Origin of the sequence: Rhodococcus sp. RS1C4 (genome assembly GCF_002258225.1) — a bacterium.
GTDB lineage: Bacteria > Actinomycetota > Actinomycetes > Mycobacteriales > Mycobacteriaceae > Rhodococcoides > Rhodococcoides fascians_E.
In genome coordinates, this window is sequence record NZ_NOXZ01000044.1 from 124,214 (window position 1) to 139,197 (window position 14,984).

Sequence of the window (14,984 nt, forward strand, 5' to 3'; positions counted from 1 at the left end):
CTGATCTGGTGTGACGGTCATGCGAGCTCCTTCCGGAGGCTTGTGCGATTTCCGGTGCTGGGCTGAGCACCGGACGGGGTGGAGGGGGTGGACAGGTCGACTGGATTGGTCAGGGGTACGTGCGTGGTGCAGGCGCAGTCACCGTTGGCGATGGTGGCCAGACGCTGCACGTGAGTACCGAGCAGCTCGGCGAAGGCCTCGCGCTCGGCGTGGCACAACTCGGGAAATTCGGATGCCACGTGCGACACCGGGCAGTGGTGCTGGCAGATCTGCACGCCGTTGCCCACGACCCGCGTCGATGCGGCGAATCCGGCAGCGGTGAACGCGTCGGCGATGCGATCTGCGGCCTCCTCGATGTCCGACGGCTCGTCGCCGCTGATCGGTTCGAGGTCCGCGACGATCGCGTCGACTCGCTGGCGCGCGAAAGTTTCGATCGCTGCGTCTCCGCCGATCTTGCGCAGCTGCCGCATCGCGGCACCGGCCAAGTCGTCGTAGGTGTGGCCCAGCTTGTTCCGCCCGGCCGCCGTCAACTGGAAGTGCTTGGCGGGGCGGCCTCGGCCTCGTTGCCGGAGGGAGGCGGCGGGTGCGACCCGAGCTTCTCCGTTGTCGATCAGGGCTTCGAGGTGACGACGAACACCGGCCGCGCTCAGACCGAGCCTGGTGCCGATGTCCGACGCGGTGATCGGGCCCTCTTCGAGAAGTAGGGTCACCACAGCGCTTCGGGTGTGACCGTCGTGGCCGACACCGGAAGCCCCGACACCACCGGCGGGCGTCTGAGCAGGGGCGAGTGTGCCGTTACCGGCGCTTTCGCCTGCGCGCGCCGCGGTAGTCGTGGTTTTCACAACACCAGTGTGACGGAATTGATTGCACTGGTCCAGCAAGGGTGCCCTTCTTCACCCGGTGGCGTCACCAGGGAATATCGCGCGGTGTGCTCGTGTTTGGGGGCGGTCATCCGAGAGGCCGACCTCGAGCCAGTGGCGTGCATCTCGGCCGCGGGGCACCGCTACGCTCTTTTGGTGCCACCGCCCGCTGACGAGCAGAACATCGAACCGAAGTCCGCGGCCTCTTCCGTCGACGTCGTGCCTCCGGTATCCGGTGTCGAGCGACGCGTCGTGCGGCCACTGCGTCGCCTGGTCGGACTGGACGCCGATCAGCGCGAGTCGAGTGTGTCGATCCTTCACGGGGACGAGGCCGAGTCACCTGGCCTGAATTCCACCGAGACCGGACAGCTCCGGAGTATTCGCAGGTTCGGCGCTGCCGGCGCGATTCTGATGGCCGTGGGTGCTCTCGGCGCGGGTGCTCAGCCGGTACTGCAGAACCCGGTTGTCGGCGTTCGGATTCTCAGCCTGCCGTCGCGAATGGCCACCACTGCACTGACGGTGACGATGACCGGCACGGTGATGGTGGTGTTGGCGTGGTTGTTGCTCGGCCGATTCGCCGTGGGGCGCCTGCGAGGGGGCACAGCTCCGCGGCGCCTGACGCGGTCGCAGTTGGACAGAACTCTGCTGCTGTGGATTCTTCCGTTGTGTGTCGCTCCGCCGATGTTCAGCCGCGACGTCTATTCGTATCTCGCGCAGAGCGAGATCACTGCTCGAGGCCTCGACCCCTACGAGATCGGCCCTGCCGGTGCCCTGGGCGTGGACAACGTTCTCACCAGAACGGTCCCCAACATCTGGCGCGAGACGCCTGCGCCGTACGGTCCGCTGTTTCTCTGGATGGGCCGCGGGATCACGTGGTTGACCGGTGAGAACATCGTGGCCGGGATCTTCCTGCACCGCCTACTGGCGATCGCCGGTGTCGCGCTGATCGTGTGGGCATTGCCCAGGCTCGCGAAACGATGCGGTGTGGCTGCGGTGAGCGCTCTATGGCTGGGCGCCGCGAACCCTCTCCTGCTCTTCCACCTGGTGGCCGGTATCCACAACGAAGCGCTGATGATCGGTTTGATGCTGGCGGGTACCGAGCTCGCATTGCGCGCCATCGAATCCGCGGATCCACTGAAGAAGACATCTCTGCTCCTGTTGTTGTCCGGCGCCGCTCTGATCGCACTGTCCTCGACGGTGAAGATTCCCTCTCTCATCGCGCTGGGATTCGTGGGCATGGCCCTCGCCCGCAGATGGGGAGGCAGTTTTCGGGCGGTCGCGGCGGCTGCCGCTCTGCTCGGAGCGGTGAGCATCGTCATCATCGTCGGTGTCAGCGCCGTCAGTGGTCTCGGATTCGGCTGGGTGCACACCCTCGGCACCGCGGGGGTCGTGCGGAGTTGGATGTCCATTCCCACCATCCTCGGCCTGGGCACCGGGTTCGTCGGCGTACTTCTGGGGCTCGGTGATCACACCACCGCGGTGCTCAGCCTCACGAGACCGATCGCCGCCCTCGTCGCCGGCTTCATCGCACTGCGAATGCTCGTTGCCGTGTTGAAGGGACGCCTGCATCCGGTCGGCGCCCTCGGTGTCTCGCTCGGCGCGCTCGTGCTGCTGTTTCCGGTCGTTCAACCCTGGTACCTGCTGTGGGCGGTCACTCCCCTCGCCGCGTGGGCGACGACGCGGGCGTTCCGCGGTCCCGCCATCGTCTTCTCGTCGATCGTCAGTGTCATTCTCATGCCGAACGGCAGTGAGTACCTTCCGTTCCAGATCGTTCAGGCTGCGCTGATGACCATCCTGACCATCGGCATCCTGTTCCTGCTCACCCGATCACGATTGCCGTGGCGAGGCGAGACCGGACCACCGGAACCCGGTCGGCCGGTCGGGGAATACGCTGGTTCCTCGTGATCGCCGGTGCGCAGACGAGAAGCGGGGTGTCGAACTCGACGCAGCCCGCAGTGCAGCTGACAGACGTGACCAAGACGTACGACGGCACCGTTGCCGTGGACGGGCTCGGATTCACCGTCGAGCGCGCCCAGGTACTCGCCCTCCTCGGACCCAACGGTGCGGGCAAGACGACGACGGTGGAGATGTGCGAGGGCTTCGTCGCCCCCGAGTCCGGCTCGGTGCGTGTGCTCGGCCTCGATCCGATCACCCAGTCCGCGCAGCTGCGGCCCCGCATCGGAGTGATGCTGCAGGGAGGCGGTGCCTACCCGGGTTCGAAAGCGGGCGAGATGTTGAAGCTCGTCGCCTCGTACTCCAACGATCCGCTGGACCCCGACTGGCTGCTGGACTGCCTTGGCCTCACACAGGCGACGAGAACCCCGTACCGGCGGCTGTCCGGCGGTCAGCAGCAACGTCTGGCGTTGGCGTGCGCCATCGTCGGCCGGCCGGAACTGGTGTTTCTCGACGAGCCGACGGCCGGGCTCGACGCGCAGGCTCGGCTGCTCGTCTGGGAGCTCGTCGATGCATTACGCCGTGACGGGGTCAGCGTCTTGTTGACCACACATCTGATGGACGAGGCGGAGCAGCTCGCCGACGAACTCGTCATCATCGACAACGGCAAGATCGTCGCGTCCGGGACGGCATCGGAACTGACGAAGCAGGGGGCGGAGGGACGACTGCGATTCAGTGCGCCCGCCGGACTCGAGTTGTCGCTGCTCGACGCGGCCCTTCCGGCCGGCTATCACCCGGTCGAGGAAAGTGCCGGGTCGTACGCGATCGAGGGCGTGATCGAACCGTCCATACTGGTGACGGTGACGTCGTGGTGCGCCGAACAGAACGTACTGGCGACGGAACTGCAGGTGGACCAGCGAAGGCTGGAAGACGTCTTCCTCGAATTGACCGGCAGGGAGCTCAGGAAATGACGGCTCGCAAAGACGTGCGGCTCGCGAGCAACAGGTTCGCCGACGGCCTGTTCGCACCGAAACCCGAGCCCAGCTCTCCGGTCACGATGTTGTCCGCCCAGTCCATGCTCGAGCTGAAGTTGCTGCTGCGCAACGGCGAACAACTGCTGCTGACGATGTTCATTCCGATCACCCTGTTGATCGGCCTCACGCTGCTGCCACTGGGCGCCATGGGCGACGACCCCGTGAATCAGGTCGTGCCCGCGGTGATGATGGTCGCGGTGATGTCCACGGCGTTCACCGGCCAGGCCATCGCCGTCGGATTCGATCGCCGCTACGGAGCACTCAAACGGTTGGGCGCGACCCCACTGCCCAAGTGGGGAATCATCGCCGGGAAGTCCATCGCCGTTCTGCTCGTGGTGATTCTGCAGTCCGTGGTTCTCGGCGGAATCGGACTGGCCCTCGGCTGGCGGCCGGAGGTCACCGGCCTGCTGCTCGGCGCAGTCGTGATCGCGCTGGGTACGACGACGTTCGCCACCATGGGTCTGCTGCTCGGCGGCACCCTCAAGGCCGAGATCGTCCTGGCCCTCGCGAACATCCTCTGGTTCGTGATGCTGGGTATCGGGTCTCTCGTCGTACTGGCCGACGATCTGCCGACCACCCTGCACACGATCGCTCGACTGGTGCCGTCGGGTGCGCTGGCAGAGGCACTCGGTCAGGCGGTCACCGGTTCCGTCGACTGGTTCGGAATTGCCGTTCTTCTCGGCTGGGCAGGACTGTGCGGCGTGCTCGCGAGCCGCTCGTTCCGCTTCACCTGACCGACACCGCCGGGGTCAACGACAGCGTGTAGTTGATCGCCGTCTACCATCGCTACGTGCTGTATCGAGCGTATTTGCGCATTGTCGACCGCTTGCCGTTGCCTTCGGTCCGAGCGCAGAAGATCCTGGCGTTCGTCGTCATTCTGACTCAGGGCGGCATCGCCGTGACCGGTGCCATCGTCCGCGTCACCGCGTCGGGCCTGGGCTGCCCGACGTGGCCGCAGTGCTTTCCCGGTAGTTTCACACCCGTCGGAGTCTCGGAAGTACCGGTCCTGCACCAGGCCGTCGAATTCGGCAACCGCCTTCTGACGTTCGTCGTCGTGCTCGCCGCAGCTGCCGTCGTCCTCGCTGTCACCCGCGCCCGCAGGCGCAACAACGTGATTTTGTTCGCGTGGTTCATGCCGTTGGGAACGGTCGTTCAGGCGATCCTGGGCGGCATCACCGTGCTGACCGGACTGTTGTGGTGGACAGTGGCAATCCACCTCCTGGCCTCGATGGCCATGGTGTGGCTCGCAACTCTCCTGTACTTCAAGGTGGCCGAATCCGACGAGGACTCCGTCGTCGTCAAGACGGTCCCCGAACCGCTCCGCCTGTTGACCGCACTGTCCGGTGTCGTCATGGCAGGTGTGTTGGTAGCCGGAACGATGTTGACCGGCGCCGGTCCGCATGCCGGCGACAAGAGCATCGACGAGCCCGTCCCTCGCTTCGAGGTGGAGATCGTCACGCTCGTGCATCTGCACGCACAGCTCCTCGTGGCGTACCTCGCGCTCTTGGTGGGTCTCGGGTTCGGCCTGTACGCGGTCAAGGCGACGCAGAACGTCACGACGAGGTTGAAGGTACTGGTCGCCGTGGTGGTGGCGCAGTCTCTCGTCGGAGTCGTTCAGTATCTGACCGACGTACCCGCTGCACTCGTGGCCATTCACGTGGCAGGAGCAGGCGCTACGACCGCGGCCACCGCTGCTGTCTGGGCAGCGTGCCGAAAGCGGATACCTGCATCCGACGACACTGCCGAACACGCCGAGAAGGTCAGCCCCTCCTGACCGGAGAGACACGAGAGGAGAGGTAGCCGGTCTCCCCCTCAGACGACCGACTACCTCTCCCACTTAGATTTGACGGACCCGAACCCCGATCGGTTCCACCTCCACCGAAAATCTTTCGAACTATTTCTCCAGAGCCGCGTTACGCGCCTTCGGGAATTTAGTCTGGCGAGCAACCCATCCCGCCATCTTGCGGTAATGCCCGGGCGCAGGGGTGACTGCACTGACGAGTTCGCGATCCCACTCCGATTCGGTCAAACCGTCGACGGCGGCGACGAGGGCGTGTGCGACGTCGTTGTTCTCCACGACCTGATCGCCCAACACGCCGTCGGCACCGACCAGGGTGACGCGCGTTCCGGCACGTCCGATCGGTTGGATCACGACATTGCCGGTTCCGCCGTGCTCTCCGACGAACGCCTTGACTGCCGAGAGGGCACCTGCAGGCACCTCGACCTTCGGCTCGGCCGCGTCGGTCTCACGCGATGTTGTCTCTGTTTCGGTCGCCATACTCGAAGACGATACCGCTCGGTAACTTCGTGTGGCCAGAACCCCTGGGAATCGGCAGGTGTACAAAGACACCATGCGTGCACTGGAGATCCGTGAACATGGTGGACCGGACGTCCTCGTCCCCGTCGACATCGCCGAGCCGACTCCCGGCCCCGGCCAGTTGCTCGTGCGGCTCGAAGCCGCAGGCGTCAACTACATCGACACCTACTTCCGCACCGGACTGTACAAACGCGAACTGCCGTACGTGCCCGGAGACGAGGGGTCGGGGGTGGTGGAGTCCGTCGGCGACGAGGTCGGCGAGTTCGTCGTCGGTCAGCGCGTTGCCTGGGCGACCGCGCCGGGTAGCTACGCCGAGAAAGTGATCGTTCCGGCGTCGGCCGCGGTAGCGGTACCCGACGGTGTTCCAGCCGAACAGGCCGCATCCGCACTTCTGCAGGGCATGACGGCCCACTATCTCCTGAAGTCGACCTACCCGGCCGCTGCGGGCGACACCGTGCTCGTGCACGCGGGTGCGGGTGGCGTCGGGCTCATCCTCACCCAACTCGCCGTCGCGGCGGGTGTTCGTGTGATCACGACCGTATCGACGGACGCCAAGGCCGAGCTGTCCCGGCAAGCGGGTGCCTCGGAGGTACTGAAGTACACCGACGACGTCCCAGCGCGGGTACGGGAACTGACCGACGGGGAGGGCGCACACGCGGTGTACGACGGTGTGGGCGCCGCGACGTTCGAGCAGAGTCTCGCCTCGCTACGGATCCGCGGGACGCTCGCACTGTTCGGCGCCGCCAGCGGTCCGGTACCGCCGTTCGACCCGCAGCGGCTCAACGGAGCGGGGTCATTGTTTCTCACTCGGCCGACGCTGGCTCATCACATTCGTGATCGACGTGAGCTCGAGTGGCGTGCGGGCGAGGTGTTCAAGGCGATCGCCGACGGAATTCTGAACATTCGAGTGGGTGCGGTGCACCCGCTGTCGGAGGCAGCCACGGCTCATACCGAGCTGGAGGGGCGCCGCACGACGGGCTCGGTGGTACTCGTTCCCTGAGACCGGATCAGGACAGGAGCTGGCTCAGGGTGTCCCACCCGACGACCGAGTCCACGGCCAGGCCGCAGAACACCAACGCCAGGTACTCGTTCGACAGAATGAACAACTTCAACGGCTTGACCGGAGTGCCTGCGCGTACTCCGGCGTACAGCCGGTGCGCCACGACGAGGAACCAGATTCCCGACGCCAGGGCCACCGCCGCGTAGATGACTCCCGAACCGGGCGCCAGAGCGAACGTCGCGACGACAGTGGCCCACGCGTACAGGACGATGTGCTTGGTCACCTTGGTTTCCGATGCCACGGCAGGAAGCATCGGGACGTTGGCCGCCTGATAGTCCTCCTTGTACCGGAGCATGAGGGCCCAGGTGTGTGGCGGAGTCCACAGGAAGATGACCAGGAACATGACGACTGCTTGCCAGCCGATTGTCCCGGTGACGGCGGACCAGCCGATCATCACGGGCATGCAGCCTGCAGCGCCGCCCCAGACGACGTTCTGTGACGTACGGCGCTTGAGGACGAGGGTGTAGACGAAGATGTAGAAGCAGATGGTGACGACCGCGAGGATGCCGCTCAGCAGGTTGGTCGTGAACCACAACCAGAAGAACGAGACGACTCCCAGGGTGACACCGAACACGAACGCGTGCGACACCGGCATCGCGCCGCGTGCGAGCGGGCGTTTGGCCGTGCGGGCCATCACTTTGTCGATATCGGCGTCGGCGACCATGTTCAGGCAGTTGGCCGACGCGGCGGCGAGCATTCCACCGAACAACGTGGTCAGGATCAGACCGGGCTGCACCTGGCCTCGATCTGCGAGAAGCATCGCCGGGATCGTCGTGACGAGCAGAAGTTCGATCACACGCGGCTTGGTGAGCGCGACGTATGCCATGACGAGCGCAAGCGCCCGCCGAGGAGCCGACTTCGGCGGTTCGGCTGCACCGGCCCGATGCCCGTCCTCGGGTCCACCAGCGGATCCGTCGTGCTCGGGATGGCTGGGGCCGCCTGCGAATCCGTGGCCGCCCGGCTGCTGCCCAATTCGCACTACGTCTCCTTGCACGGGCTCGACACTCATGAACGAGCAGCACGCACACCGGCACAGAAACCTGAGGCGAGCGCACTACTACAAGCGATGGTAGACGTGAACCACCTGCACTCCAATTCTCAGGGCACCCAAAGTGAAGAGACGGAGCCCTGTGACGACACAGCCCGGGCTCGACCGGGGGGAAGGCACGACAGCCGACCCGGACGGAACTAGGCTGGTGGTCGACGTGTTCGATCTGCGCCAGATCGAGCGCGTTCTGCCTCACTCGTACCAATGTCAGGAGATCTCTGCTCGTGTCGATCACAGACGATATTGACGTCCTCACCACAGCGCACCACCCCAGCGACTGGACGGACCTGGACACCAGGGCGGTCGACACTGTCAGAGTCCTCGCTGCCGACGCAGTGCAGAAGGTCGGCAACGGCCACCCCGGCACCGCGATGAGTCTCGCGCCCCTGGCCTACACCCTCTTCCAGCGGACCATGCGTCACGACCCGAACGACACGCACTGGATCGGGCGCGACCGATTCGTTCTCTCCTGCGGGCACTCGAGCCTGACGCTGTACCTGCAGCTGTACTTGGGTGGCTTCGGTCTCGAACTGGTCGACATCGAGTCGTTGCGCACGTTCAAGTCCAAGACTCCGGGCCACCCGGAGTTCCGCCACACCGACGGTGTGGAGATCACCACCGGACCTCTCGGCCAGGGCTTGGCCTCCGCGGTCGGCATGGCCATGGCCTCGCGTCGCGAGCGCGGTCTGTTCGATCCCGAGCCCGCGCTCGGGACGAGCCCGTTCGACCACTTCATCTACGTCATCGCATCCGACGGCGACATCGAGGAAGGTGTGACGTCGGAGGCGTCCTCGCTCGCCGGCACGCAGCAGCTCGGCAACCTCATCCTGTTCTACGACGACAACAAGATCTCGATCGAGCACGCCACCGACATCGCCTTGTCGGAGAACACCGCCGCACGCTACGAGGCATACGGCTGGCACGTGCAGGTCGTCGAGGGCGGTGAGAACGTCACGGCCATCGAGGAAGCCATCGAGGCCGCGAAGGCCGTGACCGACAAGCCGTCGATCATCGTGCTGCGGACCATCATCGGGTTCCCGGCGCCGACGATGATGAACACCGGCGCAGTTCACGGTGCAGCCCTCGGCGACGAGGAAATCGCCAAGGTCAAGAAGGCACTCGACTTCGACCCGGAAAAGAAGTTCGAGGTCACCGACGAGGTCATCGCCCACACGCGCGGACTGCAGGAGCGCGGCCGCAAGGCGCACGCGGAATGGAACACGGAATTCGACGCGTGGGCTGCGCGTGAGCCCGAGCGCAAGAAGTTGCTGGATCGACTGACCGCGGGCGATCTCCCCGAGGGCTGGACCGACGTCCTGCCGACGTGGGAGCCCGGCAGCAAGGCGATCGCGACCCGCGCCGCGTCCGGCGAAGTTCTGAGTGCCGTCGGACCCGTTCTTCCCGAACTGTGGGGCGGATCCGCCGACCTCGCCGGCAGCAACAACACCACCATCAAGGGCGCGAAGTCCTTCGGGCCCACGTCCATCTCCACCGACGACTGGGATGCCGAGCCCTACGGACGGACTCTGCACTTCGGAATCCGTGAGCACGCGATGGGCTCGATCCTGTCCGGCATCGTCATGCACGGGCCGACCCGGGCGTACGGCGGAACGTTCATGCAGTTCAGTGACTACATGCGCCCCGCAGTCCGGCTCGCGTCGCTGATGGACATCGACCCGATCTACGTCTGGACGCACGATTCCATCGGCCTCGGCGAGGACGGCCCGACGCATCAGCCCGTCGAGCACCTCGCCGCACTGCGCGCCATCCCCAACCTGTCCGTCGTCCGTCCGGGCGATGCCAACGAGACGGCGTACGCCTGGCAGTCGACGCTCGCGCGTTCCAGCAGCAGCGGACCCGTCGGCCTGGCACTGACCCGTCAGGGCATCCCGGTCCTCGAGGGCACCAGCTACGAGGGGGTCTCGAAGGGCGGCTACGTCCTCGTCGAGTCGTCGAAGGCTGCTCCGGACGTGATCCTGATCGGAACGGGTTCCGAGCTCCAGTACGCAGTCGAGGCACAGAAGACGCTGGAAGCACAGGGAATCGCCGCACGGGTCGTGTCAATGCCGTGTGTCGAGTGGTTCAACAGCCAGGACCAGAACTACCGCGACCAGGTTCTTCCGCCCACGGTCAAGGCTCGCGTCTCCATCGAAGCGGGCATCGCGATGCCGTGGTACCCGATCGTCGGCGGCTTCGGCGAGATCATCTCGCTCGAGCACTACGGAGAATCCGCCGACGCCAAGACCCTTTTCCGCGAGTACGGATTCACGGCCGACGCAGTGGTCGCCGCCGCGCAGCGCTCCATCACCAACGTGAAGGGATAACCCATGACCCAGAACAAGAACCTCGCAGATCTGTCCGCAGCAGGCGTATCCGTCTGGCTCGACGATCTGTCCCGTGACCGCATCACCTCCGGCAACCTGCAGGAGCTCATCGACAGCAAGAGTGTCGTCGGCGTCACCACCAATCCGTCGATCTTCCAGGCGGCACTGAGCAAGGGCGACGCCTACGACGCCCAGGTCACCGAGCTCGCCGAGCGCGGAGCGGACGTCGACGCGACGATTCGCACCGTCACCACCGACGACGTGCGCAACGCCTGCGACATCTTCGCTCCGATCTACGAGTCCTCGGCAGGCGTCGACGGACGCGTGTCGATCGAGGTCGATCCGCGTCTGGCCCACGACACCGAAAAGACGATCGCGCAGGCCGTCGAGCTGTGGAAGATCGTCGACCGACCCAACGTCCTGATCAAGATCCCCGCGACCGAGGCAGGCATTCCGGCCATTGCCAAGGTCATCGGCGAGGGCATCAGCGTGAACGTCACGCTGATCTTCTCGGTCGAACGCTACGAGGCCGTCATCGGCGCGTACCTGGAGGGCTTGGAAGCTGCACGTGCAGCCGGCCACGACCTGTCGAAGATCCATTCCGTGGCGTCGTTCTTCGTCTCGCGCGTCGACACGGAGATCGACGCCCGGCTGGACAAGATCGGCACGCCCGACGCCGAGGCGCTCAAGGGCAAGGCTGCGCTCGCCAATGCTCGCCTGGCGTACGTCGCCTACCAGCAAGCGTTCGAGGTCGGGCCTCGCTTCCACGAGCTCGCAGGCTCGGGAGCTCGTCCGCAGCGGCCACTGTGGGCATCCACCGGGGTCAAGAACACCGCCTACCCCGACACGCTGTACGTGACCGACCTGGTCTCCCCCAACACCGTCAACACGATGCCGGAGAAGACTCTGGACGCCGTCGCCGACCACGGTGAGGTATCGGGAGACACCATCTCCGGCAAGGGTCCCGAATCGCAGGAAGTCTTCGACCGGCTGTCCGCGATCGGAATCGACGTGACGGACGTGTTCCTCACCCTCGAGAACGAGGGCGTGCAGAAGTTCGAGGCGTCCTGGAGCGAGCTGCTCGAGGCCACCGGCGAGCAGCTGCGTCAAGCAGGCCAGAAGAGCTGAGACGTGGCCACCGCAGAAACCGATCAGAAGGATTCCGCGGAGTGGCACAATCCACTTCGCGATCCACGTGACAAGCGTCTTCCACGGATCGCGGGTCCCTGCAGCCTCGTGATCTTCGGTGTCACCGGCGACCTCGCCCGTAAGAAGCTCATGCCTGCGGTGTACGACCTGGCGAACCGGGGGCTCCTGCCCCCCGGTTTCGCCCTCGTCGGTTTCGCGCGGCGTGATTGGGAGAACGAGGACTTCGCGCAGATCGTGCACGACGCGGTCCGCGATCACGCCCGTACGCCGTTCAGCGAGGAGGTGTGGAACACCCTCGCCGAGGGATTCCGCTTCGTTCAGGGATCGTTCGACGACGACGCAGCGTTCGACACCCTGTCGACCACGCTCGCCGAACTCGACGAAACTCGTGGCACGGGTGGCAATCACGCCTTCTACCTGTCGATTCCCCCCGGCGCCTTCCCTGTCGTTCTGGAACAGCTCTCTCGCTCCGGACTCGCCCAGCGTGAGGAAGGCAAGTGGCGCCGAGTCGTCATCGAGAAGCCTTTCGGTCACGATCTGGACAGCGCCAAGGAACTCAACGCTGTCGTGAACCGAGTGTTCCCCGAGGACACCGTCTTCCGCATCGATCACTACCTGGGCAAGGAAACCGTCCAGAACATTCTGGCTCTGCGCTTCGCGAACCAGTTGTTCGATCCCATCTGGAACGCCCACTACGTCGACCACGTGCAGATCACGATGGCCGAGGACATCGGATTGGGCGGTCGCGCGGGGTATTACGACGGTATCGGCGCGGCCCGGGACGTCATCCAGAACCATTTGCTGCAGTTGCTGGCGATCACGGCGATGGAAGAGCCGGTCAGCTTCAGCCCGTCCGAGCTGCAATCGGAGAAGATCAAGGTTCTCTCCGCCACCAAACCCGCCGAACCGTTCGCCGAGACCACCGCCAGGGGTCAGTACGCAGCCGGGTGGCAGGGCAGCCAGAAGGTCAAGGGGCTCAAGGAGGAAGAGGGATTCGACCCCGAGTCGAGCACCGAAACCTACGCCGCCATCACACTCGAGGTCGACACGAGACGCTGGGGCGGAGTTCCGTTCTATCTGCGGACCGGAAAGGCTCTGGGCCGCAGGGTCACCGAGATCGCCATGGTGTTCAAACGTGCGCCACACCTGCCGTTCGACGCCACCATGACCGAGGAGCTCGGTCAGAATGCGCTCGTGATCAGGGTCCAGCCCGACGAGGGCGTGACCATGCGATTCGGTTCGAAGGTGCCCGGGTCGAGCATGCAGGTTCGCGACGTCAGCATGGACTTCAGCTATGGCCAGGCCTTCACCGAATCTTCGCCGGAGGCGTACGAACGGCTCATCCTCGACGTTCTGCTCGGGGAACCGTCGCTGTTCCCCGTCAATGCCGAGGTCGAGTTGTCCTGGAAGATCCTGGATCCGATCCTCGACTTCTGGGCGTCGGGCGGCACCGCTGAACCGTACGAGGCAGGCACCTGGGGTCCGGCGACCGCCGACGAGATGATGCAACGTACCGGACGCGAATGGAGAAGGCCGTGATTGTCGACATTCCCTCGACGACGACAGCCGAGGTGGGAAAGCAACTGGTCTCGCTCCGGGAGTCCGGCGGTGCCGTGACCATCGGGCGTGTGTTGACGCTGATCGTCGTCAGCAAGGACGCCACGAAAGCGGAGACCGCGATAGCTGCGGCGAACGAGGCATCCCGGGAGCATCCGTGCCGCGTCATCGTGCTCATCCACGGTGACCGGTCCGCGGAGTCGAGCCTCGACGCACAGATTCGTGTCGGAGGTGACGCAGGAGCATCCGAGGTCGTCGTCCTTCGCCTGAACGGCGAACTGGCAGATCACGAGCACAGCGTCGTCATACCGTTCCTGCTGCCGGACACACCGATCGTCGCCTGGTGGCCCAACGAAGCACCTGCCGTTCCTGCTCAGGATCCCCTGGGGCGCCTCGCGATTCGCCGTATCACCGATGCGACCAACGCACCGGACACGACGGCTGCGATCAAGAGCAGGTTGTCCAGTTACACCGACGGAGACACCGACCTGTCGTGGAGCCGAATCACCTACTGGCGTGGGCTTCTTGCCACGGCACTGGATCAGGCACCGCACGAATCCGTCGTCTCCGCGGTGGTGTCCGGTCTGGCCGAGGAGCCGGCGCTGGACATCCTCGCCGGTTGGCTCGCGGCCAAGCTGGAGGTTCCGGTGCATCGTCGAACGGGTGAGCTGAAGGTCGTGCTGGATCGCGAGACCACCAGCATCTCCATCACCCGCCCGCAGACCGGAAAAACCGCCACGCTGCGCAGAACCGGCCAACCCGACGCGGAGGTCGCGCTTGCTCGACGTGGAACCCGCGAGTGCTTGGCCGAGGAGCTCAGGCGCCTCGATACCGACGAAATCTACGAACTGGCCCTGAAGGGTCTGTCGAAGGTGAGCTATGAGTAAGAAATCCGTCCTGCAGTTTCTCGACGCGCAGTCATTGGTCGACGCAGCTCGATCCCGCTTCGTCGACGTGGTCGTGGCCGCTCAGGCCGAACGCGGCGTCGCATCGGTCGTGCTTACCGGCGGCGGCACCGGCGTCGCGCTTCTCGAGGCCCTCCGCGCGGATTCCGGGGCCATCGACTGGGGACAGGTCGACATCTACTTCGGCGACGAACGGTTCCTTCCCGCAGGCGATCCCGAACGCAACGAAGTGCAGGCATCGGAGGCACTGCTCGAGCACGTGGGTGTGCACCCGGACCGCGTGTTTCGCATGGCGGCGTCGGACGGGCCGCACGGCAGTGATCCCGAGGTGGCTGCGGCAACGTACGCGCAGATCCTCGGTGCCCGCTCGAACGGTGAGCACACACCGGAATTCGACGTGCATCTCCTCGGCATGGGCGGTGAGGGACACATCAATTCGCTGTTCCCGCACACCGACGCCGTTCGCGAACAGCACCGGTACGTGGTGGCCGTCGAGGATTCACCGAAACCGCCGCCGGTGAGAATCACGCTCACGTTGCCCGCTGTCCGACGTGCGAAGCACGTCTGGCTCCTGGTGTCCGGGGACGCCAAGGCCGACGCGGTGGCCGCTGCAGTGGGCGGCGCCGACTCCGATGACGTCCCGTCGGCGGGCGCCGTCGGATCCGAATCGACCGTGTGGTTCCTCGATGCAGGCGCGGCGTCGAAGCTGGAGAACAGCAACTAGATTCGAGCCACGACCGACTGGCAGGCGGCGCCGGTACCCGATTCTTCACAGGGTACCGGCGCCGTCGGCGTCGGTGTCGCGTATGGTCGCCGTCTCGTCGGCGTCCTTCTCCA

At 65.4% G+C, this 14,984-nt stretch carries 13 protein-coding genes; 10 read left to right on the forward strand and 3 right to left on the reverse strand.

Annotated elements, in window-relative coordinates; translation table 11 throughout:
* Positions 1-17: 17 nt before the first annotated feature.
* A complete protein-coding gene (locus tag CH289_RS22845; RefSeq protein ID WP_020110109.1) occupies positions 18-842 on the reverse strand; it encodes a helix-turn-helix transcriptional regulator in 825 nt (274 codons plus the stop codon).
* A gap of 270 nt (positions 843-1,112) precedes the next feature.
* On the opposite strand from CH289_RS22845, the gene mptB reads away from it, so the two are divergent.
* From mptB to CH289_RS22865, 4 genes are read left to right on the forward strand one after another with little or no spacing between them, the layout of a single operon-like run.
* Positions 1,113-2,765 (forward strand): polyprenol phosphomannose-dependent alpha 1,6 mannosyltransferase MptB, encoded by a 1,653-nt coding sequence (mptB, locus tag CH289_RS22850; protein WP_230594255.1) that lies wholly within the window; start codon positions 1,113-1,115, stop codon positions 2,763-2,765.
* Positions 2,766-2,791: 26 nt separating this feature from the next.
* The gene (locus tag CH289_RS22855; RefSeq protein ID WP_026348004.1) at positions 2,792-3,724 is read left to right on the forward strand and encodes an ABC transporter ATP-binding protein; all 933 of its coding nucleotides are present in this window, start codon (positions 2,792-2,794) and stop codon (positions 3,722-3,724) included.
* Positions 3,721-4,521 (forward strand): ABC transporter permease, encoded by an 801-nt coding sequence (locus CH289_RS22860; protein WP_019666345.1) that lies wholly within the window; start codon positions 3,721-3,723, stop codon positions 4,519-4,521. Before CH289_RS22855 ends, CH289_RS22860 begins: the two co-directional genes overlap by 4 nt.
* A gap of 56 nt (positions 4,522-4,577) precedes the next feature.
* Positions 4,578-5,561, forward strand: a complete 984-nt coding sequence (locus CH289_RS22865) for a COX15/CtaA family protein (protein ID WP_033189746.1) — start codon at positions 4,578-4,580, stop codon at positions 5,559-5,561.
* 120 nt (positions 5,562-5,681) lie between these two features.
* Here the strand turns inward: CH289_RS22865 and CH289_RS22870 are convergent, their stop codons facing one another.
* Complete coding sequence (locus CH289_RS22870; protein ID WP_019666347.1) at positions 5,682-6,065, reverse strand: hypothetical protein; 384 nt, start codon at positions 6,063-6,065, stop codon at positions 5,682-5,684.
* Positions 6,066-6,138: 73 nt separating this feature from the next.
* Here CH289_RS22870 and CH289_RS22875 point away from each other — a divergent pair, with 73 nt between their 5' ends.
* Positions 6,139-7,104 (forward strand): quinone oxidoreductase family protein, encoded by a 966-nt coding sequence (locus CH289_RS22875; RefSeq protein ID WP_179276857.1) that lies wholly within the window; start codon positions 6,139-6,141, stop codon positions 7,102-7,104.
* A 7-nt stretch (positions 7,105-7,111) separates the two neighbouring features.
* Here CH289_RS22875 and CH289_RS22880 read toward each other — a convergent pair whose 3' ends face one another.
* Entirely contained in the window at positions 7,112-8,143 is a 1,032-nt protein-coding gene (locus CH289_RS22880) for a heme o synthase (protein ID WP_037142324.1), read from the reverse strand.
* Between the two features lie 293 nt (positions 8,144-8,436).
* Between CH289_RS22880 and tkt the strand changes: the two genes are divergently transcribed.
* The 5 genes from tkt to pgl are packed head-to-tail and all read left to right on the forward strand — an operon-like array spanning position 8,437 to position 14,871.
* On the forward strand, positions 8,437-10,536 hold the full coding sequence (gene tkt / locus CH289_RS22885) for a transketolase (protein ID WP_019666350.1): 2,100 nt from the start codon (positions 8,437-8,439) through the stop codon (positions 10,534-10,536).
* A 3-nt stretch (positions 10,537-10,539) separates the two neighbouring features.
* Positions 10,540-11,664, forward strand: coding sequence for a transaldolase (gene tal / locus CH289_RS22890; protein ID WP_019666351.1), 1,125 nt, complete (start codon positions 10,540-10,542; stop codon positions 11,662-11,664).
* Between the two features lie 3 nt (positions 11,665-11,667).
* A complete protein-coding gene (gene zwf, locus CH289_RS22895; protein ID WP_019666352.1) occupies positions 11,668-13,224 on the forward strand; it encodes a glucose-6-phosphate dehydrogenase in 1,557 nt (518 codons plus the stop codon).
* Positions 13,221-14,129 (forward strand): glucose-6-phosphate dehydrogenase assembly protein OpcA, encoded by a 909-nt coding sequence (gene opcA, locus CH289_RS22900; protein WP_026348006.1) that lies wholly within the window; start codon positions 13,221-13,223, stop codon positions 14,127-14,129. The genes zwf and opcA overlap by 4 nt, the downstream gene beginning before the upstream one ends.
* Positions 14,122-14,871 (forward strand): 6-phosphogluconolactonase, encoded by a 750-nt coding sequence (gene pgl, locus CH289_RS22905; RefSeq protein ID WP_019666354.1) that lies wholly within the window; start codon positions 14,122-14,124, stop codon positions 14,869-14,871. The genes opcA and pgl overlap by 8 nt, the downstream gene beginning before the upstream one ends.
* The last annotated feature ends 113 nt before the right edge of the window (positions 14,872-14,984 follow it).